General features: G+C 59.5%; 21 protein-coding genes. 9 read left to right on the top strand and 12 right to left on the bottom strand.

Annotated elements, in window-relative coordinates:
- Window positions 1-185: 185 nt before the first annotated feature.
- Window positions 186-1,262: an S-methyl-5-thioribose-1-phosphate isomerase gene (gene mtnA, locus ACM6IR_RS15385; protein WP_414908520.1), complete on the bottom strand. Its 1,077-nt coding sequence runs from the start codon at window positions 1,260-1,262 to the stop codon at window positions 186-188.
- Window positions 1,263-1,370: 108 nt separating this feature from the next.
- Between mtnA and ACM6IR_RS15380 the strand changes: the two genes are divergently transcribed.
- The 5 genes from ACM6IR_RS15380 (at window position 1,371) to ACM6IR_RS15360 (ending at window position 6,335) form a co-directional block, all read left to right on the top strand.
- Entirely contained in the window at window positions 1,371-2,705 is a 1,335-nt protein-coding gene (locus ACM6IR_RS15380; protein ID WP_414908519.1) for a TRZ/ATZ family hydrolase, read from the top strand.
- Window positions 2,706-2,761: 56 nt separating this feature from the next.
- Entirely contained in the window at window positions 2,762-3,460 is a 699-nt protein-coding gene (ubiG, locus tag ACM6IR_RS15375) for a bifunctional 2-polyprenyl-6-hydroxyphenol methylase/3-demethylubiquinol 3-O-methyltransferase UbiG (RefSeq protein WP_218440148.1), read from the top strand.
- 4 nt (window positions 3,461-3,464) lie between these two features.
- The gene (gene mupP / locus ACM6IR_RS15370; RefSeq protein WP_414908518.1) at window positions 3,465-4,136 is read left to right on the top strand and encodes an N-acetylmuramic acid 6-phosphate phosphatase MupP; all 672 of its coding nucleotides are present in this window, start codon (window positions 3,465-3,467) and stop codon (window positions 4,134-4,136) included.
- A 145-nt stretch (window positions 4,137-4,281) separates the two neighbouring features.
- Window positions 4,282-5,022: a YciK family oxidoreductase gene (locus ACM6IR_RS15365; RefSeq protein ID WP_414908517.1), complete on the top strand. Its 741-nt coding sequence runs from the start codon at window positions 4,282-4,284 to the stop codon at window positions 5,020-5,022.
- A gap of 386 nt (window positions 5,023-5,408) precedes the next feature.
- On the top strand, window positions 5,409-6,335 hold the full coding sequence (locus tag ACM6IR_RS15360; protein ID WP_414908516.1) for a GGDEF domain-containing protein: 927 nt from the start codon (window positions 5,409-5,411) through the stop codon (window positions 6,333-6,335).
- Between the two features lie 132 nt (window positions 6,336-6,467).
- On the opposite strand, the gene ACM6IR_RS15355 is transcribed toward ACM6IR_RS15360, so the two are convergent.
- Both ACM6IR_RS15355 and ACM6IR_RS15350 read right to left on the bottom strand, forming a co-directional pair.
- A complete protein-coding gene (locus ACM6IR_RS15355) occupies window positions 6,468-8,342 on the bottom strand; it encodes an MFS transporter (protein ID WP_414908515.1) in 1,875 nt (624 codons plus the stop codon).
- A 110-nt stretch (window positions 8,343-8,452) separates the two neighbouring features.
- The gene (locus tag ACM6IR_RS15350; RefSeq protein ID WP_414908514.1) at window positions 8,453-9,604 is read right to left on the bottom strand and encodes a TDT family transporter; all 1,152 of its coding nucleotides are present in this window, start codon (window positions 9,602-9,604) and stop codon (window positions 8,453-8,455) included.
- A gap of 408 nt (window positions 9,605-10,012) precedes the next feature.
- Between ACM6IR_RS15350 and ACM6IR_RS15345 the strand changes: the two genes are divergently transcribed.
- Window positions 10,013-13,489, top strand: a complete 3,477-nt coding sequence (locus tag ACM6IR_RS15345) for a NahK/ErcS family hybrid sensor histidine kinase/response regulator (protein WP_414908513.1) — start codon at window positions 10,013-10,015, stop codon at window positions 13,487-13,489.
- 285 nt (window positions 13,490-13,774) lie between these two features.
- On the opposite strand, the gene rmuC is transcribed toward ACM6IR_RS15345, so the two are convergent.
- Both rmuC and ACM6IR_RS15335 read right to left on the bottom strand, forming a co-directional pair.
- Window positions 13,775-15,139, bottom strand: a complete 1,365-nt coding sequence (gene rmuC / locus ACM6IR_RS15340; protein WP_414908526.1) for a DNA recombination protein RmuC — start codon at window positions 15,137-15,139, stop codon at window positions 13,775-13,777.
- A 175-nt stretch (window positions 15,140-15,314) separates the two neighbouring features.
- A complete protein-coding gene (locus ACM6IR_RS15335; protein WP_414908512.1) occupies window positions 15,315-15,638 on the bottom strand; it encodes a sel1 repeat family protein in 324 nt (107 codons plus the stop codon).
- Between the two features lie 1,140 nt (window positions 15,639-16,778).
- Between ACM6IR_RS15335 and ACM6IR_RS15330 the strand changes: the two genes are divergently transcribed.
- The 3 genes from ACM6IR_RS15330 (at window position 16,779) to ACM6IR_RS15320 (ending at window position 19,193) form a co-directional block, all read left to right on the top strand.
- Window positions 16,779-17,003: a hypothetical protein gene (locus ACM6IR_RS15330; RefSeq protein WP_007898912.1), complete on the top strand. Its 225-nt coding sequence runs from the start codon at window positions 16,779-16,781 to the stop codon at window positions 17,001-17,003.
- 274 nt (window positions 17,004-17,277) lie between these two features.
- On the top strand, window positions 17,278-17,760 hold the full coding sequence (locus ACM6IR_RS15325) for a hypothetical protein (protein WP_414908511.1): 483 nt from the start codon (window positions 17,278-17,280) through the stop codon (window positions 17,758-17,760).
- Between the two features lie 146 nt (window positions 17,761-17,906).
- Window positions 17,907-19,193: an OmpP1/FadL family transporter gene (locus tag ACM6IR_RS15320; RefSeq protein ID WP_414908510.1), complete on the top strand. Its 1,287-nt coding sequence runs from the start codon at window positions 17,907-17,909 to the stop codon at window positions 19,191-19,193.
- A 107-nt stretch (window positions 19,194-19,300) separates the two neighbouring features.
- Here ACM6IR_RS15320 and ACM6IR_RS15315 read toward each other — a convergent pair whose 3' ends face one another.
- The 7 genes from ACM6IR_RS15315 to cobU form a co-directional block, all read right to left on the bottom strand.
- Window positions 19,301-19,423, bottom strand: coding sequence for a hypothetical protein (locus tag ACM6IR_RS15315; protein ID WP_414908509.1), 123 nt, complete (start codon window positions 19,421-19,423; stop codon window positions 19,301-19,303).
- The gene (locus tag ACM6IR_RS15310) at window positions 19,420-20,628 is read right to left on the bottom strand and encodes an MFS transporter (RefSeq protein WP_414908508.1); all 1,209 of its coding nucleotides are present in this window, start codon (window positions 20,626-20,628) and stop codon (window positions 19,420-19,422) included. Before ACM6IR_RS15310 ends, ACM6IR_RS15315 begins: the two co-directional genes overlap by 4 nt.
- A 52-nt stretch (window positions 20,629-20,680) precedes the next feature.
- Complete coding sequence (locus ACM6IR_RS15305) at window positions 20,681-21,085, bottom strand: MarR family winged helix-turn-helix transcriptional regulator (RefSeq protein ID WP_414908507.1); 405 nt, start codon at window positions 21,083-21,085, stop codon at window positions 20,681-20,683.
- Window positions 21,086-21,223: 138 nt separating this feature from the next.
- The gene (locus ACM6IR_RS15300) at window positions 21,224-21,958 is read right to left on the bottom strand and encodes an adenosylcobinamide-GDP ribazoletransferase (RefSeq protein ID WP_414908506.1); all 735 of its coding nucleotides are present in this window, start codon (window positions 21,956-21,958) and stop codon (window positions 21,224-21,226) included.
- 2 nt (window positions 21,959-21,960) lie between these two features.
- On the bottom strand, window positions 21,961-22,536 hold the full coding sequence (gene cobC, locus ACM6IR_RS15295) for an alpha-ribazole phosphatase family protein (protein ID WP_414908505.1): 576 nt from the start codon (window positions 22,534-22,536) through the stop codon (window positions 21,961-21,963).
- On the bottom strand, window positions 22,533-23,588 hold the full coding sequence (gene cobT, locus ACM6IR_RS15290; protein WP_414908504.1) for a nicotinate-nucleotide--dimethylbenzimidazole phosphoribosyltransferase: 1,056 nt from the start codon (window positions 23,586-23,588) through the stop codon (window positions 22,533-22,535). The genes cobC and cobT overlap by 4 nt, the downstream gene beginning before the upstream one ends.
- Window positions 23,585-24,106, bottom strand: a complete 522-nt coding sequence (cobU, locus tag ACM6IR_RS15285) for a bifunctional adenosylcobinamide kinase/adenosylcobinamide-phosphate guanylyltransferase (protein WP_414908503.1) — start codon at window positions 24,104-24,106, stop codon at window positions 23,585-23,587. The genes cobT and cobU overlap by 4 nt, the downstream gene beginning before the upstream one ends.
- Window positions 24,107-24,150 lie beyond the last annotated feature (44 nt).

Here is a 24,150-nt window from a genome sequence, read left to right as displayed (position 1 = left end):
GCTGATAGGCGACGAGAGAGGCTTAGAGCCGAGTTGAATGGAGAATTCGGGCTTGATTCAGGTTGCTTTGTTGAATTCCAGGGCCTCATCGCGAGCAAGCTCGCTCCCACATTGTTCTGCGGCGTTCACAAAACCTGTGGGAGCGAGCTTGCTCGCGATGGCGATCTAACAGGCGCCGGAGATGCTTAATGCAGACGCTTACGGCACATCAACTGCGTCATTTTCGCCGTATCCGGCCGCTCGACAATCCCTTTTTCGGTGACGATCGCGTCTATCAAGTCCGCCGGGGTCACATCGAACACCGGGTTGAACGCATCGACATCCGCCCCGACCCGCTTGCCGCCAACCTCCAGCAACTCGCGACCATCACGCTCTTCAATGGGGATGTCGTCACCGCTGGCCAGGTCCATGTCGATGGTCGAACTGGGCGCCACCACCATGAAACGCACACCATGGTGCATGGCGTTCACCGCCAGTTGATAGGTACCGATCTTGTTGGCCACATCGCCATTGGCGGTGATCCGGTCGGCGCCGACGATCACCCAGGTAATGCCTTTGGTTTTCATGATATGGGCAGCGGCGGAGTCGGCATTGAGGGTGACGGGAATGCCTTCGTTGGCCAATTCCCACGCTGTCAATCGAGAACCCTGAAGCCACGGACGGGTTTCGTCGGCATAGACACGCTCGACCATCCCCTCAATGAACGCCCCGCGAATAACACCCAGCGCCGTTCCGAAGCCGCCAGTGGCCAGGGCGCCGGTATTGCAGTGGGTCAGGATCGCCTGGGCGTTGCCCTGGTGTTTGCGGATCAGGTCCACACCAAGTTGCGCCATGGTCAGGTTGGCTTCACGATCACTCTCATGAATGGCAATGGCCTCAGCTTCCAGCACCGCCAGCGGGTCGGTGTGTTTTTTCAGTCGCTCGAGCCGTTCGCGCATACGCCCCAGGGCCCAGAAAAGATTGACGGCGGTCGGGCGGGAGTCGGCGAGCAACGCGAAATCCTCTTCAAGCGCCGCATGCCAGTCGCCCCCTTCGGCAAACCGGGCGCGTGCCGCCAGCACAACGCCATAGGCGGCACTGATGCCAATGGCCGGCGCGCCGCGCACCACCATCGAACGAATGGCCTCGGCCACGCCAGCTGCACTGGTGTAGGCGATCCACGTTTCCTCGAACGGCAAAATACGCTGATCCAGCAGGTACAGGGCGCCATCACGCCAATCGATGGCCTTCACTTTCTCCGCAGCCAACAGTCGATCGCGCATCCTATACCCCGCACTCATGAACAAAAGCCGCCGATTATAGCGATCCCTCCGCGAAGACGCTCGGGTATACTTCGCCATCCTTTACAAAAGCACTGGAACCGATCCTCGATGCCGAACACTGCCGCTGCGCTCGACCTGTTATTGCTGCCGACCTGGCTGGTACCCGTCGAACCCGCTGGTGTTGTCCTCAAGGAACATGCGCTGGGTATCCGCGACGGGCGTATCGTCTTCATCGGCCCACGTTCCGCCGCGCTGAAGCTTAAAGCAACTGACGTTCGTGAACTGCCGGACGTACTGCTCAGCCCGGGCCTGATCAATGCCCATGGCCATGCGGCGATGACACTGTTCCGCGGTCTTGCCGACGACCTGCCCCTGATGACCTGGCTGGAGAACCATATCTGGCCGGCCGAAGCCAAATGGGTCGACGAGGCCTTTGTACGCGATGGCACCGATTTGGCGATCGCCGAACAGATCAAAGGTGGCATCACCTGCTACTCAGACATGTATTTCTTCCCGAAGGTTGCCGCCGAGCGCGTCCATAACAGCGGCATTCGTGCACAAATCGCCATTCCGATCCTCGATTTCCCGATCCCGGGCGCCAGCACGGCGGACGACGCCATTCGTCAGGGCGTCGAATTGTTCAACGATCTGAAGCACCACGAGCGCATCAAAGTCACCTTCGGACCTCACGCCCCCTACACCGTGGGCGACGAAAACCTGGAGAAAATCCGGGTGATCGCCGAGGAACTGGACGCTTCGATTCACATGCACGTCCACGAGACCGCCTTCGAAGTGCAGCAGTCGGTCGAGCAGCGCGGCGAACGCCCCTTGGCACGACTCGGTCGCCTGGGTCTGCTGGGGCCGCGCTTCCAGGCCGTTCACATGACCCAGATCAGCGATGAAGACCTGGCGCTGCTGGTAGAAAGCAACACCAGCGTGATTCATTGCCCGGAGTCGAACTTGAAGCTGGCCAGCGGTTTCTGCCCGGTCGAGCGTTTGTGGCAAGCCGGCGTCAATGTGGCCGTCGGCACCGATGGCGCGGCCAGCAATAATGACCTGGACCTGCTCGGCGAAACCCGCACCGCCGCGTTGCTGGCCAAAGCCGTTGCCGGTTCGGCCACCGCACTCGACGCCCATCGGGCGCTGCGCATGGCCACGCTCAACGGCGCCCGCGCGCTGGGGCTCGAGGCTGAAGTCGGCTCGCTGGAAGTGGGCAAAGCCGCGGACATCGTGGCGTTCGACCTCTCGGGGCTGGCGCAGCAACCGGTCTATGACCCGGTTTCGCAGCTTATATATGCCACCGGCCGGGACTGCGTGAAACACCTTTGGGTCGCCGGCAAGCAACTGCTCGACGACCGCCGCCTGACCCGTCTGGACGAAGAGCAGCTCTGCGCCACCGCCAAGACCTGGGGCCAGCGCATCAGCGGCCATAACGAATCGTAAGCTCCCCGGTCCAATCACCGGGGCGACAGAATTTTCAAGTTTTAGAGGACTTAACCATGAGCAACGTCGACTACGCCGAAATCGCCAAATTCGAAGCCCTGGCCCATCGCTGGTGGGATCGGGAAAGCGAATTCAAACCGCTTCACGACATCAACCCGCTGCGGGTCAACTGGATTGACGAACGCGTCAACCTGGCCGGCAAGAAAGTCCTCGACGTCGGTTGCGGCGGCGGCATCCTCAGCGAAGCCATGGCCCAACGTGGTGCGACCGTCACGGGCATCGACATGGGCGAAGCGCCTCTGGCGGTCGCTCAACTGCATCAGCTGGAATCGGGCGTGAGCGTCGAGTACCGGCAGATCACCGCCGAAGCCCTGGCAGAAGAAATGCCCGAGCAATTCGATGTCGTCACCTGCCTGGAAATGCTCGAGCACGTGCCAGACCCCTCGTCGGTGATCCGCGCCTGCTTCCGCATGGTCAAGCCTGGTGGCCAAGTGTTCTTCTCCACCATCAACCGCAACCCGAAGGCGTATCTGTTCGCCATCGTCGGTGCCGAATACATCATGAAGCTGCTGCCGCGCGGCACCCATGACTTCAAGAAATTCATCCGCCCTTCCGAGCTGGGTGCCTGGAGCCGCATGGCGGGCCTGACCGTCAAGGACATCATCGGCCTGACGTACAACCCGCTGACCAAGCATTACAAACTGGCGGCCGACGTGGACGTCAACTACATGATCCAGACCCTGCGCGAGGAGTAAGCCGATGCGTATCAGAGCAGTCCTTTTTGACATGGACGGCACGCTGCTCGACACCGCGCCGGACTTCATTGCGATTTGTCAGGCGATGCGCGCCGATCGTGGCTTGCCGCCGATGAATCACAAACACATTCGCGACGAGATTTCCGGTGGTGCCAAGGCGATGGTCGCCGTGACCTTCTCCATGGACCCGGAATCGCCGGGTTTCGAGGAATTGCGCCTGGAGTTCCTGGAGCGTTACGTCAAAGGTTGCGCGGTTCATAGCACGCTATTCGACGGCATGGGCGAATTGCTGGCCGACATCGAAAAAGCCAACCTGATCTGGGGCGTGGTCACCAACAAGCCGCTGCGCTTCGCCGAACCGATCATGCAGCAACTGGGGCTGGCCGAGCGCTCGGCACTGTTGATCTGCCCGGATCATGTGACGAACAGCAAACCCGACCCGGAGCCGTTGATTCTGGCGTGCAAGATGCTCGACCTGGACCCTGCCAGCGTGCTGTTTGTGGGCGATGACTTGCGCGACATCGAGTCCGGTCGCGATGCCGGGACCAAGACTGCCGCTGTGACCTATGGCTACATTCATCCGGACGATAATCCGCGGCATTGGGGCGCGGATGTGGTGGTGGATCATCCATTGGAGTTGCGCAAAGTGCTCGATAGCGCTTTGTGTGGTTGCTGAGCCTGTATTTGTAGGAGCGAGCTTGCTCGCGATGGTCGTTAACGATAACGCGACAAGCCAGGCATCCCGCGGCGTTCTCGGGTTTTTCGCGAGCAAGCTCGCTCCTGCAAGGGTCGCCCGTATTTCGATTTGTTGAGGGTTTTTTATGTTTGATTATTCCGCTCGCCCAGAACTGCTCAAGGACCGGGTCATCCTGGTCACCGGCGCTGGCCGGGGCATCGGGGCTGCCGCTGCGAAAACCTTTGCCGCTCACGGTGCGACCGTGCTGTTGCTGGGCAAGACCGAAGCCAACCTGACCCAGGTATACGACGAAATCGAAGCGGCCGGCCATCCACAACCGGCCGTGATTCCGTTCAACCTGGAAACCGCCCTGCCCCATCAGTACGATGAGCTGGCAGCGATGATCGAAACCGAGTTCGGCCACCTCGATGGCCTGCTGCACAACGCGTCGATCATTGGTCCGCGCACGCCAATCGAGCAACTCTCCGGCGAAAACTTCATGCGCGTGATGCACGTCAACGTCAACGCCATGTTCATGCTCACCAGCACCCTGCTGCCACTGCTCAAGCTGTCTGAGGATGCCTCGGTGGTGTTCACTTCCAGCAGCGTCGGTCGCAAGGGTCGTGCATATTGGGGTGCTTACGGCGTCTCCAAGTTCGCCACCGAAGGCTTGATGCAAACCCTGGCCGACGAAGTCGATACCGTGGCTCCGGTGCGCTCCAACAGCATCAACCCCGGCGCCACCCGCACCAGCATGCGCGCCCAGGCCTACCCGGGCGAAAACCCGCTGAACAACCCGACGCCCGAGGAGATCATGCCGGTCTATCTGTACCTGATGGGACCGGACAGCAAGGGCATCAACGGTCAGGCGTTCAACGCTCAGTGACGCCAGGTGCTTGCGCCGCGCGTCGCATTTGTGCCGCGACGAATTCCTGTCGCGGCACTCAAAGAGCGTCGCAATTGCACCTGTTTAAGGTCAAACAAATGCCGCCGCACTCCACTGCATCTCTCCTGAAGCCATCAAGTTACTGATTTAAAATGATTTTTAATCGAATGAACCGAATGGCACGACTTTCGCTCTAAATTCCCTCAGACACGCCGTGTGAAAGCAGGTGGGGTTAGCGCTAGCGTCGACAGGTTACTAATCCCCGGAAAAGCGGATTAGACTTGTACGAATTGTCCTACGGGACTGACGGACCAGTACGACGCGCAGCCCAAAGCCGCTCTCACCCAGCTTGTAAGACAGCCTTACCGCTTAGGGGCGCACATCATATGAAATCACCTTCCCAGACCAACGCAATTGACTTTGATAGCGCCAAATTGCAACGCCTGGGCTTTGGTCAACAGCCGCCCCTTCTGACAAGGCCAGTCAGCCTTGCGCAATTGCGCCAGCAATTGAACCTGCAACTGCAAACCAGTCTTGAGCCACAACGCATTCTCGGGCTGTTTTTTCGTGAAATTCAGAAATTAGTACCGCTGAACGCCTTGAGCTATGAGCACAAGTCCAGTGACTTACGCCTGGAGTTCGGCCTGCGTGGCCATCACTCGATCAGTTACAGTCTCAGCCATGAAGGCGAGCACCTGGGTGAACTGGTGTTCCGCCGTAATCAACGCTTCAGCGATCAGGAACAGGGCAACCTCGAGTCTTCACTGTCCGCGCTGCTCTTTCCGATGCGCAACGCCCTGCTATATCGCGCCGCCACCCAAAGTGCGTTGCGCGATCCGCTCACAGGCACCGGAAACCGCATCGCCATGGATCAGACGCTACAGCGGGAAATCGAGATGTCGAGGCGCCACCAGCAGCCACTGTCACTGTTGATGCTGGATATCGATCACTTCAAGCACATCAACGACACCCACGGCCACAGTGCTGGAGACGACGTGCTCAAAGCGGTCGCTACCTCGATCAAAGAGCAGTTGCGCAACGTGGACATGGTGTTCCGGTTTGGTGGCGAAGAGTTCCTGATCCTGCTGTCCAACACCAGCCGGGAAGCCGCCGCCATGGTTGGCGAACGACTGCGGTTTGCAGTGCAGGCCCATGACTATACGGCCGATGGCAACATGATCGAGCTGACGGTCAGCCTTGGCTGCTCGACCCTGTTGCCTGGGGAATCTGTCGAAAGTCTGTTGCGACGAGCCGACAGTGCGCTGTATGTAGCCAAGCGCGAGGGACGTAACCGGTTAGCAATGGCGGGTTGAACCCCACTAACCTGTAGGAGCGAGCCTGCTCGCGATGGACTCAAGAGCGCCGCGTTTAGCCAGTAAACACGCGTTATTGTTAACGACCATCGCGAGCAAGCTCGCTCCTACAGGGTCCCGCCTCGGTTGGAGTCAGCGAACAGCGCCGCGCAACGCCCCTACCAAACCTTGCAATCTGGCCGGCTCTGCCACCTCAACAGCCACCGCAGGACCCGCCACCAGCGTCACCCGAGACCACAGGCGACGGAACAGGCCCTTGCCCGGATCGCGGCTGAAAAAACTCCCCCACAACCCCTGCAATGCCAACGGAATCACCGGCACTGGCGTCTCTTGGAGAATCCGCGTCAGCCCGCCCTTGAACTCGTTGATCTCGCCATCGGCAGTCAACTTGCCTTCAGGGAAGATGCACACCAGCTCACCCTCCTTCAGGTACTGGGCAATCCGGGTGAAGGCCTTTTCGTAAATCTGAATATCCTCCTGGCGCCCGGCGATCGGAATCGTCCCGGCGGTGCGAAAGATGAAGTTCAGTCCCGGCAGGTTGTAGATTTTGTAATACATCACAAAGCGAATCGGCCGACGCACCGCCCCGCCAATCAGCAAGGCATCAACAAACGACACGTGGTTGCAGACCAGCAAAGCCGCGCCTTCATCGGGAATCAGCTCCAGGTTGCGATGCTCCACGCGGTACATGGAATGGCTGAGCAGCCAGATCATGAAGCGCATGCTGAACTCGGGGACAATTTTGAAGATGTAGGCGTTAACACCAATGTTCAACAGCGAAACCACCAGGAACAGCTGCGGGATCGACAGTTTGACGATGCTCAGCAAAACGATCGAAACAATCGCCGACACTACCATGAACAACGCATTAAGAATGTTGTTGGCGGCGATCACCCGCGCCCGTTCCTTCTCCGGAGTACGCGACTGGATCAGTGCGTACAGCGGCACGATGTAGAAGCCACCGAAAACCCCCAACCCAAGGACGTCCATCAACACCAGCCAGGCGTGGCCAAAACCGAGGACGGCAATCCAGCCATGGCCCTCGACGCTGTCCGGGATTCCACCGGAATGCCACCACAACAGCAAACCAAACACCGTCAATCCGAAAGAGCCGAACGGCACCAGACCGATCTCGACTTTGCGCCCGGAGAGTTTCTCGCAGAGCATCGAACCCAGGGCGATACCGACCGAAAACACCGTCAAAATCAACGTCACCACGGTTTCGTCACCGTGCATCCACTCCTTGGCATACGCCGGGATCTGCGTCAGATAAATCGCCCCGACAAACCAGAACCACGAGTTGCCGACAATCGAGCGCGACACGGCCGGAGTCTGGCCCAGGCCCAGTTTCAACGTGGCCCAGGACTGGCTGAAAATATTCCAGTTCAGGCGCATTTCCGGCGATGCCGCTACGGCGCGAGGAATGCTGCGACTGGCCAGATAGCCAAGCACCGCGACGCCAATGATCGCTGTGGAGACGATGGGCGCGTAATGGGCGGACGACATCATGATCCCGGCGCCGATGGTCCCGGCGAGAATCGCCAGGAAGGTGCCCATTTCCACCAGCCCGTTGCCGCCTACCAGCTCGTCTTCATGCAAGGCCTGGGGCAGAATTGAGTATTTCACCGGCCCGAACAGCGCCGAGTGCGTGCCCATGGCGAACAACGCGACCAGCATCAGCGACAGGTGATCGAACAGGAAACCGACCGCGCCCACCGCCATGATGACGATTTCCCCGAGTTTGATCAGACGGATCAACGCATCCTTGGCGAACTTCTCGCCGAACTGACCGGCCAGCGCCGAGAACAGAAAGAACGGCAGGATAAACAGCAGCGCACACAGGTTGACCCAAATAGAGCGGTCACCCTCGATAGTCAATTTGTACAGAATGGCGAGGATCAACGACTGCTTGAAAATGTTGTCGTTGAACGCCCCGAGGGACTGTGTCACGAAAAACGGCAAGAAGCGCCGGGTGCGAAGCAAGGTGAACTGTGAGGGGTGGCTCATCTTCCGTGTGTCCCTGATGTTGGGTAAAGAGTGGCATGGAGACTGGCGTAGATTCTGTAATTGGAATGCCAAACATCGATCCAGGCCACACATTACCTAATCTTTAGGGGTTATTTCTTTAATCCTGCAATGCACGGCGAGACAAACAACTCGCCACGCCACGCGCCTTGCACGGTACGTCTGGCGACGATTACCCACATCACGGCCAGCAACGCCACCAGCACACAGCCCAAAGCACTGAAAAAGGTGAGGTTCAAGGTGCTGGCCAGTTTCAACGTCGCTAAAGAATAGACCCCCAACGGAAAGGTGAAGCCCCACCAGCCGAGGTTGAACGGGATGCCGGAGCGCAGGTAACGCGCCGTGATCAGCACCGCCACCAGCATCCACCACAAACCAAACCCCCACAGCGTAATGCCAGCCACCAGCCCCAGTCCGGCGGCAATTTCACCGATGCCCGCAAAGCCGTTGGCGGCGAAGATGGCCGGCGCGTCGGCGCCCAGCAGCAACATGCCGAGCGCCCCGGTACCAATCGGACCAAGCGCCAGCCAACTCGACGCCGCCATGTTTTCGTGGGGCAATTTATGCAACGCCATGCGCAGCAACAGGATGGTCAGGATGCTGAACGCTACCGGCAGGGAAAAGGCCCAAAGCACGTAACTGGTCACCAGTACAACGAGTTGCGAGTGGGCATCCACCAGATGCGGCGCCAACAGACCACCGCTGGCAGCTGCTACTTCCGCTGCCACCACCGGCAACAGCCAAACAGCGGTCATCTGGTCGATGCTGTGTTCCTGACGGGTAAACATCATGTAGGGAATCAGCACACCGCAGGCAACCGACATCGCCACATCCAGCCACCACAGCACCTCGGCGACATGAATCACGCCGTCCCCCCAGCGCGGCAGACCGAACACCAGAAAGCCGTTGATGATTGTCGCCAGGCCCATAGGGATGGTGCCGAAAAACATCGATACCGTGGAGTGGCCGAAAATCCGCCGCGCCTCGTCGAAAAACAGCGCCCAACGCGCGGTGTAAACCGCCGTGAACAAAACGAACAGGACGATATTGAACAGCCATAGGGCTTCGGCAAACACTCGCAAGCCAGGCATCGCGACGGGCAATTGCGCCAGCGCCAACGCCAGCACGCCGGTGCCCATGGTGGCCGCAAACCAGTTGGGGGTGAACTGGCGAATGACTTCACGCGGGTGCTGCAAGTGAGTGAACGGCTTGATACCGGGCTTGGCGCTATTGAGGCATGTCATGGCGATCTCCTGTCCCCTGGTGGGGTGGAGCTCATGGTAGATCCAAATCGAATATCGATATAACGGGTAATATCTCTAACTGTTATCTGCTTTATAGATAATAAAAAGCTTCGACCTTAACAACGCCTTCGCGAGCAGGCTCGCACACATTGGAGCGCGATCACCTGTGTGCGAGCCTGCTCGCGAAGGACGTTAACGATAACGCGTTCGTCCCGAATGAACGCATTGCTTTCAAGCCCTTCGCGAGCAAGCTCGCTCCTACGGGTGATCGCGCTCCACAAACATCTGATGCACACCCTGCGACACCCCGCCGCCCCGCGACCTTGGTCGACACTGACTAACCCCTGTCATCGTGCGAGACTGTCTAGACCGGGCGGGAGTCCCGGGAGTCTTTTGCCTGGAGTTATCATGTCGCTGTCCAGCGGGCTGATCGCAGCCGTCGCCCTTGCCTATATGGCTATCATGTTCGCCATCGCCTTCTACGGCGATCGTCGCAGCGCGCCATTGCCGCCGCGGGTGCGAGCCTGGGTGTACAGCCTGTCACTGGCGGTCTACTGCACCAGCTGGACTTTCTTTGGCGCGGTGGGCCAGGCCGCCGAGCAACTCTGGTCATTCCTGCCGATTTACCTCGGGCCGATCGTGCTGCTGGTCTGTGCGCCGTGGGTCCTGCAAAAAATGGTGATGATCAGCAAACAGGAGAACATCACCTCCATCGCCGACTTCATCGCCGCGCGCTACGGCAAATCGCAGTCACTGGCGGTGGTGGTGGCGCTGATCTGCCTGGTCGGCGTACTGCCCTACATTGCGTTGCAACTCAAAGGCATCGTGCTTGGGGTGAACCTGCTGATTGGCGCGGGTGCCGATGCCATGGGGGTTCGCGCGCAGGACACCGCGCTGATCGTGTCACTGGTGCTGGCGTTGTTCACCATCGTCTTCGGTACTCGTAACCTCGACGCCACGGAACACCACCGCGGCATGGTGCTGGCCATTGCGTTCGAGTCGCTGGTCAAGCTGTTCGCCTTTCTGGCGGTCGGCGCGTTCGTGACCTACGGCCTGTATGACGGTTTCGACGACCTGTTCGACCAGGCTATGCTCGCCCCACGCCTGGAAGAGTACTGGAAAGAAACTGTCAACTGGCCGTCGATGGTGGTGCAGACCGGCGTGGCGATGATGGCAATCATCTGCCTGCCCCGGCAGTTCCATGTGACGGTGGTGGAAAACATCGACCCGCAAGATCTGCGTCTGGCCAAGTGGGTGTTCCCGGCCTACCTCGCGCTGGCTGCATTGTTTGTAGTACCCATCGCGCTTGCGGGTCAGATGATGCTGCCGAGTTCGGTGTTGCCGGATTCGTTCGTCATCAGCCTGCCTCTGGCTCAGGCTCACCCTGCCTTGGCGCTGCTGGCATTTATCGGTGGCGCCTCGGCGGCGACCGGCATGGTGATCGTGGCCAGTGTGGCGCTGTCGACCATGGTCTCCAACGACATGTTGTTGCCGTGGTTGCTGCGCCGCAACAATGCCGAGCGGCCATTTGAAGTGTTCCGCCAGTGGATGCTCTCGGTGCGCCGCGTCAGCATCGTGGTGATTCTGCTGCTGGCCTACGTCAGTTATCGCCTGCTGGGGTCGACCGCGAGCCTGGCGACCATCGGCCAGATCGCCTTCGCTGCCGTGACTCAACTCGCGCCGGCCATGCTCGGTGCGCTGTACTGGAAACAGGCCAATCGCCGTGGTGTCTTTGCCGGCCTCGCCGCCGGGACATTCCTCTGGTTCTATACGCTGATCCTGCCGATTGCCGCCCGTAGCCTGGGTTGGTCGCTGAGCAGTTTCCCTGGCCTGGCCTGGCTGCATGGCAACCCGCTGAACCTGCCGCTCACCCCGCTGACCCAAGGCGTAGTGTTGTCGCTGGCGGCCAACTTCACCCTGTTCGCCTGGGTGTCGGTGCTGTCACGCACACGGGTTTCGGAACACTGGCAGGCCGGTCGTTTCATCGGTCAGGAAATCAGCGCCCGTCCCAGCGCCCGCTCGCTGCTGTCCGTACAAATCGACGATTTGCTACAACTGGCCGCCCGCTTCGTCGGTGAAGAACGCGCCCGGCAGAGTTTCATCCGTTTCGCCTACCGTCAGGGCAAAGGCTTCAACCCGAACCAGAATGCCGACGGCGAATGGATCGCCCACACCGAACGCTTGCTGGCCGGTGTTCTTGGTGCGTCTTCGACCCGGGCCGTGGTAAAAGCCGCCATCGAAGGTCGGGAGATGCAACTGGAGGATGTCGTGCGTATCGCCGACGAAGCCTCGGAAGTGCTGCAATTCAACCGCGCCTTGCTGCAAGGGGCGATCGAGAACATCACCCAGGGCATCAGCGTGGTCGACCAGTCGCTGAAACTGGTGGCCTGGAATCGCCGTTACCTGGAGCTGTTCAATTACCCGGAGGGTTTGATCAGCGTCGGCCGACCGATTGCCGACATCATTCGCTACAACGCCGAGCGCGGTCTGTGCGGTCCCGGTGAAGCCGAAGTGCACGTCGCCCGCCGTCTGCACTGGATGCGTCAGGGCCGGGCCCACACGTCCGAGCGTCTGTTCCCCAATGGGCGGGTGATCGAACTGATCGGCAACCCGATGCCGGGCGGCGGGTTCGTCATGAGTTTCACCGACATCACCGCGTTCCGCGAAGCCGAGCAAGCGCTGACCGAAGCCAACGAAGGCCTGGAACAGCGCGTCACCGAGCGAACCCACGAACTCTCGCAACTCAACATGGCCCTGACCGAAGCCAAGGGCACTGCCGAATCGGCGAACCAGTCGAAAACCCGTTTCCTGGCCGCTGTCAGCCATGACTTGATGCAACCGCTGAATGCGGCGCGGTTGTTCTCCGCGGCCCTGTCCCATCAAGACGATGGCCTGTCCAGCGAGGCGCAGAAACTGGTCCATCACCTGGACTCCTCACTGCGCTCGGCTGAGGATTTGATCAGCGATCTGCTGGACATTTCCCGTCTGGAGAACGGCAAGATCAACCCCGATCCCAAACCGTTCGTACTCAATGAGTTGTTCGACATTCTGGGTGCCGAATTCCAGGCACTGGCCCGAGACCAGGGACTGAAATTCCGCGTCCGGGGCAGCACGTTGCGGGTCGACAGTGACATCAAGCTGCTGCGCCGGATCTTGCAGAACTTCCTCACCAACGCCTTCCGTTATGCCCTGGGACCGGTGTTGTTGGGAGTTCGGCGGCGCAAGGGCGAGCTGTGTCTGGAGGTCTGGGACCGTGGACCGGGCATTCCGGAAGATAAACGGCAGGTCATTTTCGAGGAATTCAAACGCCTCGACAGCCACCAGACCCGAGCCGAGAAAGGCCTGGGGTTAGGCTTGGCGATTGCTGATGGCCTGTGTCGCGTACTGGGTCATTCATTGCAGGTTCGTTCCTGGCCGGGTCGCGGCAGCGTGTTCAGCGTCAGTGTGCCGTTGGCCCAGGCGCAGGCGCAAACCGCGATGCCGGCCAAGGTCGCGCCGCTCAACGGTAAAGTGCTGAGCGGCGCGCAGGTGCTGTGTATCGACAACGAAGACAGCATCCTGATTGGCATGAACAGCCTGCTCACCCGTTGGGGCTGCCAGGTCTGGACGGCGCGCAATCGCGATGAGTGCGCCACGCTGCTGAGCGATGGAGTTCGCCCGCAATTGGCACTGGTGGATTACCACCTCGACCATGGCGAGACGGGAACCGAGCTGATGGCATGGCTGCGCACGCGCTTGGGTGAACCGGTGCCGGGGGTGGTGATCAGCGCGGATGGACGACCGGAGACGGTGGCCCAGGTGCACGCAGCAGGACTGGATTACCTGGCTAAACCGGTGAAACCGGCCGCGTTGCGAGCGCTGTTGAGTCGGCATTTGCCGTTGTAGGCGCTAAAAGATCGCAGCCTTCTGCCTAATGCCAGTCAGTTAAGAAAATCTCAGACGAAACACGCTCCTGGTAGCAGCTGGCGAAGCCTGCGTTCGGCTCGGGCCGCGATCGGACGCAGCAGTCGTGAAATCAGGCGGTACGATGTTTCAGGAAGACCTTGCACTCAGGTTTCACGACTGCTGCGTCCGATCGCGGCCCGAGCCGAACGCAGGCTTCGCCAGCTGCTACAGATCGTGTTACGGCTTAACTGACTGGCATTAAGCCTTATGCCGCTGCGATGATCTTTATTCCGGCAACTCTGCCAACCCATCGACATCGGTCATCGCCCGCTCCAGCAAGTCCGCGGGCAAACTCTTGCTCGCCCGTGCGCCAAGCAGCTTGAGCTGCTCACTGCGGCTGACCAGGTTGCCTCGTCCTTCTGTCAGCTTGTTGCGCGCCGAGCTGTAGGCCTTGTCCAGTTGCTGCAAGCGATTGCCTACTTCATCCAGATCCTGAATGAACAACACGAACTTGTCGTACAGCCACCCGGCGCGCTCAGCGATTTCCCGGGCGTTCTGGCTCTGCCGTTCTTGTTTCCACAGGCTGTCGATGACCCGAAGTGTGGCCAGTAAAGTGGTCGGGCTGACGATCACGATGTTACGGTCGAAAGCCTCCTGGAACAGCGTCGGCTCAGCCTGCAACGCGGCGGAAAACGCCGCTTCGATCGGTACGAAGAGCAAAACGAAATCCAGGCTGTGCAAGCCGTCGAGACGCTTGTAATCCTTGCCGGCCAAGCCTTTGACATGACTACGCAGTGACAGCACGTGCTGCTTGATCGCGATTTGGCCAATGGCATCGTCTTCCGCTGCCACGTATTGCTGATAGGCCGTGAGGCTGACTTTGGAATCGACCACGACCTGCTTGTCGCCCGGCAGATAAATGATCACGTCCGGCTGAAACCGCTCACCGTCGGGCCCCTTGAGATTAACCTGGGTCTGGTACTCGCGGCCCTTCTCCAGCCCCGCATGCTCAAGCACTCGCTCTAGAATCAGCTCGCCCCAGTTACCTTGGGTTTTCTGACCTTTCAGCGCGCGGGTCAGGTTGGTGGCTTCGTCGCTCAGACGCAAGTTGAGCTGTTGCAGGCGCTCCAGTTCCTTGGCCAGGGAAAAGCGCTCACGGGCTTCAGCCTGATAGCTTTCTTCGACACGCTTTTCGAAAGACTGGATGCGTTCCTTCAAGGGATCGAGCAATTGCCCCAATCGTTGCTGACTGGTTTCGGCAAATCGCTGCTCACGTTCGTCGAAGATTTTCCCGGCGAGCTCGGCAAACTGCGCGCGCAACTCGTCTCGCGAGCCCTGCAGGTCGCTGAGGCGCTGCTGATGGCTTTCCTGCTGCTCGCGCAACTCTGCATTGAGCGAGGCCGCCTGAGCGTCCAGACGGCGCAACTCGGCGTCTTTACCGGCGCGCTCGAGATTCCAGGCGTGGGCGGCGTCGCGGGCATCGTCACGTTCGATCTGCAGCAGTTCGACTTCACGGCGCACGGCGGCCAGGTCTGCCTGTTTGGCGGCATTGGCCTGACCCAGATCGGCGATTTCGTCGCGACACGCTTCGAGTTGAGCGTTCAAACCATCCTGCGCCAGATGGGCCATGGCCAGACGCTCCTCCAGCAACGCTGCCGCTGACTGCGCGGTGCTCGCTCGGCGCTGAAATTGCCAGGCCAGTACCAGTAACGGCAATGCAGCGCCCGCCAGACCGAGCAAAATGCTGGTCAAGTCCATAGCCATAGCGACTCCTGCCGATAAGATAAAGCTTGAAGGTTAACCAAGGCGTCAGGTCTTGGACAGCTCAGTCTTCGATCAGGCCGAGTTCCTGCCGGGCGCGACGATCCCCTGCCCGCGCAGCCTGACGCAAAAGATCCTGACCAATCCGGCGGTCCCGGGCATTGCCGCATTCACGGCACATCAGCTGGCCCAGGCGACTTTGCGCAGCCACAACCCCTTCGCGGGCCGGCTGCTTGAGCAAACGTCCGGCAAAATGCTTCACGCTGGGGTTATCACCCAGTCGCGGGCTATCCAGAAGCCACTCGGCCACACGCATCGAAAAGCGCTTGGGTGGGATAACGACGGGAGGTGTAGGGGTGGTGGAGATTGATACTGAGCGAAACTTCATAAAGTACTGTGGGGCGGATCGGAAGGCGCGCAACTCTACTCTTTTTTTCTTACAGGTAAAGTCTAAAAAAACCCTGCACGTCCGTCCTAGAGCAAGCGCTCGGGACAATCCACAGAAGCTGTGGATAACTCAGTGGACAACCGCCCTTGAACTCTCGCAAAGCCCTATGGAATGGGGCTCGCAGTCAAACTGACGATTTTTTCACCAGTAAAAAAAAGCGATGTTTTTCATTGACTTAAATTTTGGTTACAGGCACCCACTGCAGTTGAAGGGAAGATGACAGCAGGGTGACAGGCTGCCCGACTTATGTGCACAAGTCCCTTCGAGGCGATTATATCGACGCACTTTTTCGGCGCATTTTTTACCTGAGCCTGGGGGTAAACCCTGCGCAAACCCTTGATTCAGGCAGGTCCTGGCAGGACGAAGGTCGACAACCAGCCGTCGGATTTTGTGCTATTACAGGGCGGGTTAAACAAATTCAGCTGCACCGCATACTCCGTAGCAGCTGGCGAAGCCTGCGTTCGGCTGCTGTAGGAGCGAGGCTTGCCCGCGAAGGCGTCAGTTCTGACACACCGCGTTATCGTTCTTCGCGAGCAAGCTTCGCTCCTACAGGCGAACGCAGGCTTCGCCAGCTGCTACAGATTGCGTTATCGCTTGAATGTACTTCAGGGATCTTTTTTGCTAACACACTTCCCTTTAGCAATTCAATCCGTTAGTATCCGCGGCGTTAGTACCAAGCTGAAAGTCAATTCTGGTCGAACAAATCCCCCGGACAGCCTTCCCAAAAGAAGCCTCAACCGAAAAAGCGGGATCGACCACCTCGATGGTTTCCAGGTAAACCTTGCACCAACACAGCCTTTGAATCGAAAGCAAAGGGTGTTGCCAAGCTCACTTACTCTGACCGAACCAACCTGCAAATTGATCAGGATCTTCACCCTGGGCCCAGAACCTTTGCCCTTGATGTGCTGCCTGCCCTCCTAAGTACCTACCTGCCAGCCCAGGCGCGCCAAACTCATTAGCGCTTCAAACTGGCTGCTTTGTTCCAGTCGGGTTCTTCGTTCGACCAATGGTGGTCGTCGTCACTGGAACGTTTTAACTTTGCACGGTTCTTATCCGTGTCGCTTGCAGGAACACCCAATGATGTCTACTCAAATCCATACCCAGGATGCCATTCGCACCCTAACCAACGCTTTTGCACCAATGAACTGCCTGATCATGGCCGCTCGCAAAGGCTGCTTCAGTTTCACGCTGGTCAATGAACACGGCATCGCTCGTCACAGCGAACGCTTGTACCCCGATCAGTACTCCAGCGCCGAACCGCTGCAGGCTGTGATTGAGCGTACCCGTCAGGCACTGGTTGCCTGATACGCCGCAAAGACTGAAAACCCCAAAAGCCCTGCTCAAAAAGCGGGGCTTTTTATTGCCCGATGTTTCTCTTTTGGTCGACAACGCCTAAGCACCAACCGATATAACGGTTATAACTCGAAGCTGGAAATATTTTAAAAACAGTCCTTTATAGCGCAAATATGACACTACACTTCAACTCAAGCGGCTTGTTCCGCTTCCGGCGAGCCTGAACCGATCACTGCTGCCAAGGCCCCTTCAGGTATCGCCGCCCACTTGAAGTTTCGAGGGTTTTATGGGTATCGCTGCCAGCGAACTGTGCCGCTATGTGATCCGTCCGACATTGATCTATCTGGGACGCCATAGCGCAACTGCCGAATCCCTGCTGCTGGGCATCGCCGCCAGCCAGTCTGCCCTTGGTACCGCCCTGCATGACCGCCGCGGACATGGCCTGTACCGAATCGCCGAACTCCGCCACCAGGCACTCTGGGACCGGTACCTGGCACTTGACCCGGAACGCGCCAGCCTGGTCCGCGGCCTGGCCAGCCAACATGCCTTCCTGAGTAGTCCGCACCTCGAATTGACCGTCAACCTGCGTTACGCCACCGCCATCGCCTGGCTGCTGGTAGAAGAACAGAACACCCCGCTCCCCGAAGCAGACGACCTGCTGGGAATGGCCCGAATCTGGCGCCAGACCTTCCAGCCTCAAGGACGCCTGAGAGACTTCACCTACGCCTGGCAGACCTGTGTTTCATCGCTGAATCAGGTTGCCTGCTGATCCGCTATTTCCACAAGATCGCATATCTGGTCGCGAATCTGGTCGGATTGTCCTACAAAACCGCTCTAAATCAAGTAATACAGCCTATGGCGCTGGGACGAAAATGTTGGTAATTTTCGCCTCGGTGATCACAAGGAGTTCTAATAATGAAAAAAGTAATGCTCAAAACCACCATTAGCCTCGCCGTTGCCTTGGCATCGTCCCAGATCTTTGCAAGTGGCTTTGCCCTTAACGAACAGAGCATCAGCGGAATGGGGACTGGTTTTGCGGGGCGCTCTTCATCTGCCGATGATGCCAGTACAGTTTTTGGTAACCCTGCCGGTATGGCCCGCCTCAAAGGCCAGCAAATCACCGGCGGTATCGCATCGATCGACGCCTCGACCGATATCAGCGATACCAGCGGCCGTTCAAGCGGAACCAACAAAGGCGATATGGTTCCGTTCACTACAGTACCGATGGGTTTCTATACAAATAAACTCAACGATGAATGGTCTGTTGGTTTTGGTGTCTACGCTCCGTTCGGGCTGATCACCAACTACGAAAACGGCTTTCAGGGCCGCGCTTTCGGCAGCAAGAGCGAAGTCAAAGTCGTCACTCTGCAGCCAACCGTCAGCTACGCTTTCAACGATAAAGTATCGATCGGTTTTGGCCCTACCTTCAACCGGATTTCCGGCACCCTGGAATCGGACATTGCTCTCCCTATCCCCCGGACTGGCGACAACAATGTGGAGGTCAAGGGCGACGATACGGCCTTGGGCTTTAACGCCGGCGTCCTGGTGCAAGCCACCGACACCACTCGCGTGGGCCTGACCTATCACTCGAAAGTGAACTACAAGCTCGACGGCCACACCGATGTGACTGCCGGCACTGGCGTGCCACCTCAGCTGCTCAAATCCAACCGTTACGATGCCTCGCTGAAGATCGAAACACCTGAGTCCTATGACCTTTCCGTGACTCAAGAGATGAATGAAGCCTGGAAGCTCTATGCCGGTGCTACCTGGACTCGCTGGAGCCGCCTGAAAGACATCACGATCAACAACGAAGGCGTAACGGCACAAAGCGGTGGTGCCCTCGCCCCAAGAATCGTTGGTACCATCACGGAAGAACAGAACTGGCATGACACCTGGGCCTACGCCGTGGGTACTTCCTACCAGTTGAACAAGCAGTGGGTACTGCGTACCGGTCTCACCTTTGACCAGTCGCCCACCAACAACACTAATCGTTCGCCACGCATTCCTACCGGCGACCGGACCATCTTCAGTGTCGGTGCGGGCTTCAACCCAACCGACGACTGGACCATTGATGTGGCTTACTCTTACCTCAAGGAACAATCTGTCACTGTCAACGACTCTAACGCTTTGGGTCAGTCCTACAACGCCAAGTACGAAAACAGTGCGAACGGTTTCGGTGTTGGCGCGACCTACCGCTTCTGATGATTCACGGCGAACCTGAACCCCTTGCCGCCTGAATTGAAAAAGCCCCGCTCTCTTGTACAGAGGCGGGGCTTTTTAGTGGGCATCGTTATTCGTTCTACATCCCGCTAGCAAACACCCATACCCAGTTGCATCAGTGCCAGCCCGCCCTGATGCCACCCCCACCACGCCAGGGCCAGCAGCAAGGCGCAGACGGCGCTTACAGCGATACGCGGCCAGAGTCTGTTCATGCCACACTCATTTGGGTTTGCAGTCGCGCCACCGGCCGCTCACGCACCGGCCAGTTCAGGACAGCGGCTACCAGGCTCAAGAGAATCGCCACCTGCCAGATCAAGTCGTAACTTCCGGTTCGGTCATACACCACCCCGCCCAACCACCCGCCGAGGAACGATCCAATTTGGTGGAACAGGAAAACAATCCCGCCGAGCATCGACAGATTTCGCACACCGAACAAGGTCGCCACAGTGCCGTTGGTCAAAGGCACCGTCGACAGCCACAAGAAGCCCATCGCCATGCCAAACAGATACGCGGAGGTTGTCGTGACCGGCGCCCACAGAAATAACCCGATCACCACCGCCCGCAGCACATACAGACCGGTGAGCAAACGCGGCTTGGACATCCGCCCACCGAGCCAGCCAGCCGTGTAAGTACCGAAGATATTAAACAGCCCGATCAGCGCCAGCACCGTGGTGCCCACGCTGGCCGGAAGATGTTGATCCACCAGATACGCCGGCAAATGCACGCCAATGAACACCACCTGGAAACCGCAGACAAAAAAGCCGAACGCCAGCAGCCAGAACCCCGAATGCGAGCACGCCTCGCGCAGGGCTTCGGACAAGGTTTGTTCATGGCCCAGCAGCGGCAATGGCGTGTCCTTGAGCATGCTCACCAGCGGCACGATTAGTGCCACCAACAGGCCCAACACCAGCAATGCCGCCGACCAGCCGAGCCAGCCGATCAGCCCCAGCGTCCCCGGCAACATGGCGAACTGGCCGAAAGAGCCGGCGGCACTGGCGATGCCCATGCCCATGCTGCGTTTCTCCGGTGGTACTGCGCGTCCGACCACGCCAAGAATCACCGAAAACGACGTGCCCGACAGGCCGATACCGATTAACAGACCCGCACTCAGGGACAACGTCACCGCCGAATCGGACAGGCCCATGAACATCAAGCCCAAGGCATACAGCACACCGCCAACCAGCACCACTTTCGCGGCGCCGAAACGGTCAGCCAACGCACCGGTGAATGGCTGTGCCAGCCCCCAGATCAGGTTTTGCAGGGCGATGGCAAAAGCAAACGTCTCACGCCCCCAGCCAAACTGCGCACTCATCGGCGCCAGAAACAGCCCGAAGCCGTGCCGCACACCCAGCGACAACGCAAGAATCAGCGCACTCCCCAATAGAACCCACCCGCAAGTACGCCACATCGATGTCATTCTTATTCTCCGGTAGCGGGTATATACCCGCTTAAGATCGTACAAACTGGCCTCAAGCCAGTTCGTCCAGCAGTCTCAGTAAGGTTTCGCGCTTCTCGGCACCCAGGCGATCAATCAATCGCTGCTGCGCCGCCTCCCACGCAGGCAATGCGGCAGCCAGCCGTTCAATACCGGCCTCGGTGAGCCTGACAATGCGATTGCGCATGTCCTCGCCCTCGACCAGCGTGAGCAACCCTTCGCCTTCCAGTACTCGCAAATTGCGCCCGAGCGTACTGCGATCCAGCCCCATCGCTTCGGCCAGGGTGGAAATACTCGGTTGGTCCAGACGCTGCAGATTGCACAACAGAGAATACTGGGCAACGTTGATCCCGAAGCCGTCAAGAGCGCCGTCGTAATGCCTGCTGACGCCACGGGCGGCGCGTCGCAGATTGATGCATAAACATTGAGAGTCGAGCATGGTGCGTGTATATACCCGCGGTTAAATGAAAGCAAATTTTTGATACAAAACCCCGTAGGAGCGAGGCTTGCCCGCGAAGAATACAACGCGGTTTTACAGAAAAACCGCGTTATCGTTCTTCGCGGGCAAGCCTCGCTCCTACAAAACCAAAGCAATCCCTACGATCAGGGCCATCTCCAGCAACTCCAGCATCGCCCCCGCCGTATCACCCGTCGTGCCACCCAATCGCCGGAGCATCGCTTGTCGCAGCCAGACAAACACCACCGCCGACAACGCAAGCGCCCACACGGCGCTGAGGCCAGCAATCAGAACACAGGCTAACGCACTGACCGCCAGCACCTGCTTGCCAGCCGAACGTGGAAGATGATCGGCCAGCGCCTGCCCCAATCCACCGGCACGCACATAAGGCGTGGTCAGGAATAATCCCAGCATTGCGCCACGCCCCATCAATGGAACGATGATCAGTACAGCGGCATGCTGCTGCTCGATCAGCGCCAGCAACGCGGCAAATTTGAGCAACAACACCAGCACCAGCGTCACGACCGCGATCGGCCCGCTACGCGGGTCCTTCATGATCGTCAGCGTGCGCTCACGGTCGCCGAACCCACCGAGCCACGCATCGGCACTGTCGGCCAGGCCGTCCAGGTGCAGCGCGCCGCTGAGCAACACCCACGCCGTCAGCAGCAACGCGGCATGGAGCAATAACGGTGCCCCCTGCAAAACCCGGTTCAGCGCCCACAAAATCACGCCAAACAGCAGACCGACCAGCGGATAAAACAGCAGCGACCGCCCCACCGCCTGTGGCGTCGGCATACCCGCCAGACGAATCGGCAGGCTGCTCAAGAATTGCAGGGCGATCCAGAACGGCAACATGATCAGAACGCTTCCTTTAGCTGGCCACCCGACTCGACCGACAGCGAGAACAACGCACCATGACCGACTTCAACGTTGAGCAACTGCTCACGGGGCAGTCCCCGCGCCCGCGCCAGCAACAAACGCATGACGCCGCCGTGACTGATCAGCAACACGCGCTCGCCGGCACAGGTGGCGTGCAACCGATCGATCGCCGCCGACACTCGCGTTGAAAAGTCCGCGACGGGCTCACCCTGAGGCGGGGTGAACGAATAAGGGTCGGCCCAGAACAGCCCCAACGCTTCGGCATCGGTTTCCATCAGCGCTGCAGCGCTCTGCCCTTCCCATGCACCGAAGTGCAGTTCTTGCAGGTCTTTCTCCAGTTGCACCGGCAATCCCAGTTGCGCCCCGAGTGCTTCGGCGAACCGCGCACAACGCTGCAACGGCGAGCTGACCAGACGATCCCAGGGCCCCTGCTCAACCACTGCCGCGCGCATCTGCGCCCAGCCCTTGTCGGTCAGTGCATCGTCGAGGCTGCCGCGCAAACCGCCGCCGAGTTCGGTTTCACCGTGGCGCAACAGATCGAGGCGCAAGGTCATGCCGGGCGATCCGCCACCGCAGCTTCGGCGAAGGTCGCCATTTGCCCGTGCAGGTCGCAGGCCAGACGCAGCAGCGGCACGGCCAATGCAGCGCCGCTGCCCTCGCCCAAACGCAGGCCGAGGTCCAGCAAAGGTTCGGCGTTCAGGGTTTCCAACACATGACGATGGCCCGGCTCGGCGCCGCGATGACCGAACAACAGCCACTGACGGCACGCAGGATTCAATCGCACCGCCACCAACGCGGCGACACTGCAGATGAACCCGTCTACCAGCACCGCGACGCCTTCCTGGGCACAAGCCAGGTACGCACCGACCAGCGCGGCAATTTCAAAACCGCCGAGGTTAAACAGGGTTTGCAGCGGATCGCCGCGCTGAGCCTGGTGCACTGCCAACGCGCGCTCGATGACCTGGGCTTTATGGCTGACACCCGCCGCGTTCAGCCCGGTGCCCGGCCCGGTCAAGTGCGCTACGGGACACTCCAGCAACGCACAGGCCAACGCGCTGGCCGCAGTGGTGTTGCCGATGCCCATCTCGCCGCCGATAAACAACTGTGCACCCGCTGCAATGGCGCGTAGCACACTGTCGCGACCCGCCTGCAAGGCGAGCTCACCCTGGACCGCCGTCATGGCGGGGCCGTCGACGAAATTCGCCGTGCCCGGGCCGAGATTCAGGTGACGCACGCCCGGCAGGTTCAACGACGGCGTCACGGTACCAAGATCAACCACCTCCAGAGCAGCCCCCAGCTGTCGCGCCAACACGCTGATCGCCGCACCACCGCTGACGAAGTTGTGCAGCATCTGCCCCGTGACCTCCTGGGGAAACGCCGACACGCCTTCGGCAACCACGCCATGATCACCGGCAAAAATGGCGATCCAGGGCTGATCCAGACTCGGTTTGACCCGCCCCTGCAGTCCCGCCAATTGCACCGCCACCGCCTCCAGCTGACCGAGGGAACCGGCAGGTTTGGTCAGTTGCTGTTGACGGGCCTCTGCCTGCTCGACCGCTTGGGCATCGATCGGCTTGCACGGGTTCAACCACCAGGATTGAGTCATAACGCGGTTCCTTTCAAAGTCAGGGGCAGGCCGGCGACGGTCAAGACAACGCGCTGACAGTGCTCGGCCAAAGCTTGATGCAGCCAACCGGCTTCATCGACGTAGCGGCGAGTCAACTCGCCCAGCGGTACGACACCCATTCCGGTCTCGTTGCTGACAAAAATGATTTCACCCGGCAATGACGCCAGGCAGTCCAGCAAGGCATCCCGTTCGGCCGTCAGGCGCTCGGCATTATCGAGCATCAGCAGATTGGTCATCCACAGCGTCAGGCAGTCCACCAGCAAGCAACGCTCTTCGCTGGCGGTTTCGCGCAGCACGCGGGCCAGTTCCAGCGGTTCTTCGATCAACGCCCATTCGAGCGGACGACGGGCGCGGTGATGGGCCACCCGCTCGTTCATTTCGCCGTCGAGAGCTTGGCTGGTCGCGATGTAGGTGACCGCCAGAGCGCTGTCGGACGCGAGTTTTTCAGCCAGGCGACTTTTGCCGGAACGGGCGCCGCCGAGGATCAGTTGCAGCATGTTCATAACCTTTTGTTGGCGGTGTTGCGACAGGCCCCTTCGCG

The sequence above is a fragment of the Pseudomonas sp. IT-P253 genome (genome assembly GCF_949768125.1).
In the GTDB taxonomy this organism is placed as follows: Bacteria; Pseudomonadota; Gammaproteobacteria; order Pseudomonadales; family Pseudomonadaceae; genus Aquipseudomonas.
Note: the sequence above shows the minus strand (reverse complement) of the source record. Positions and strands in the feature narration are given on the sequence as shown.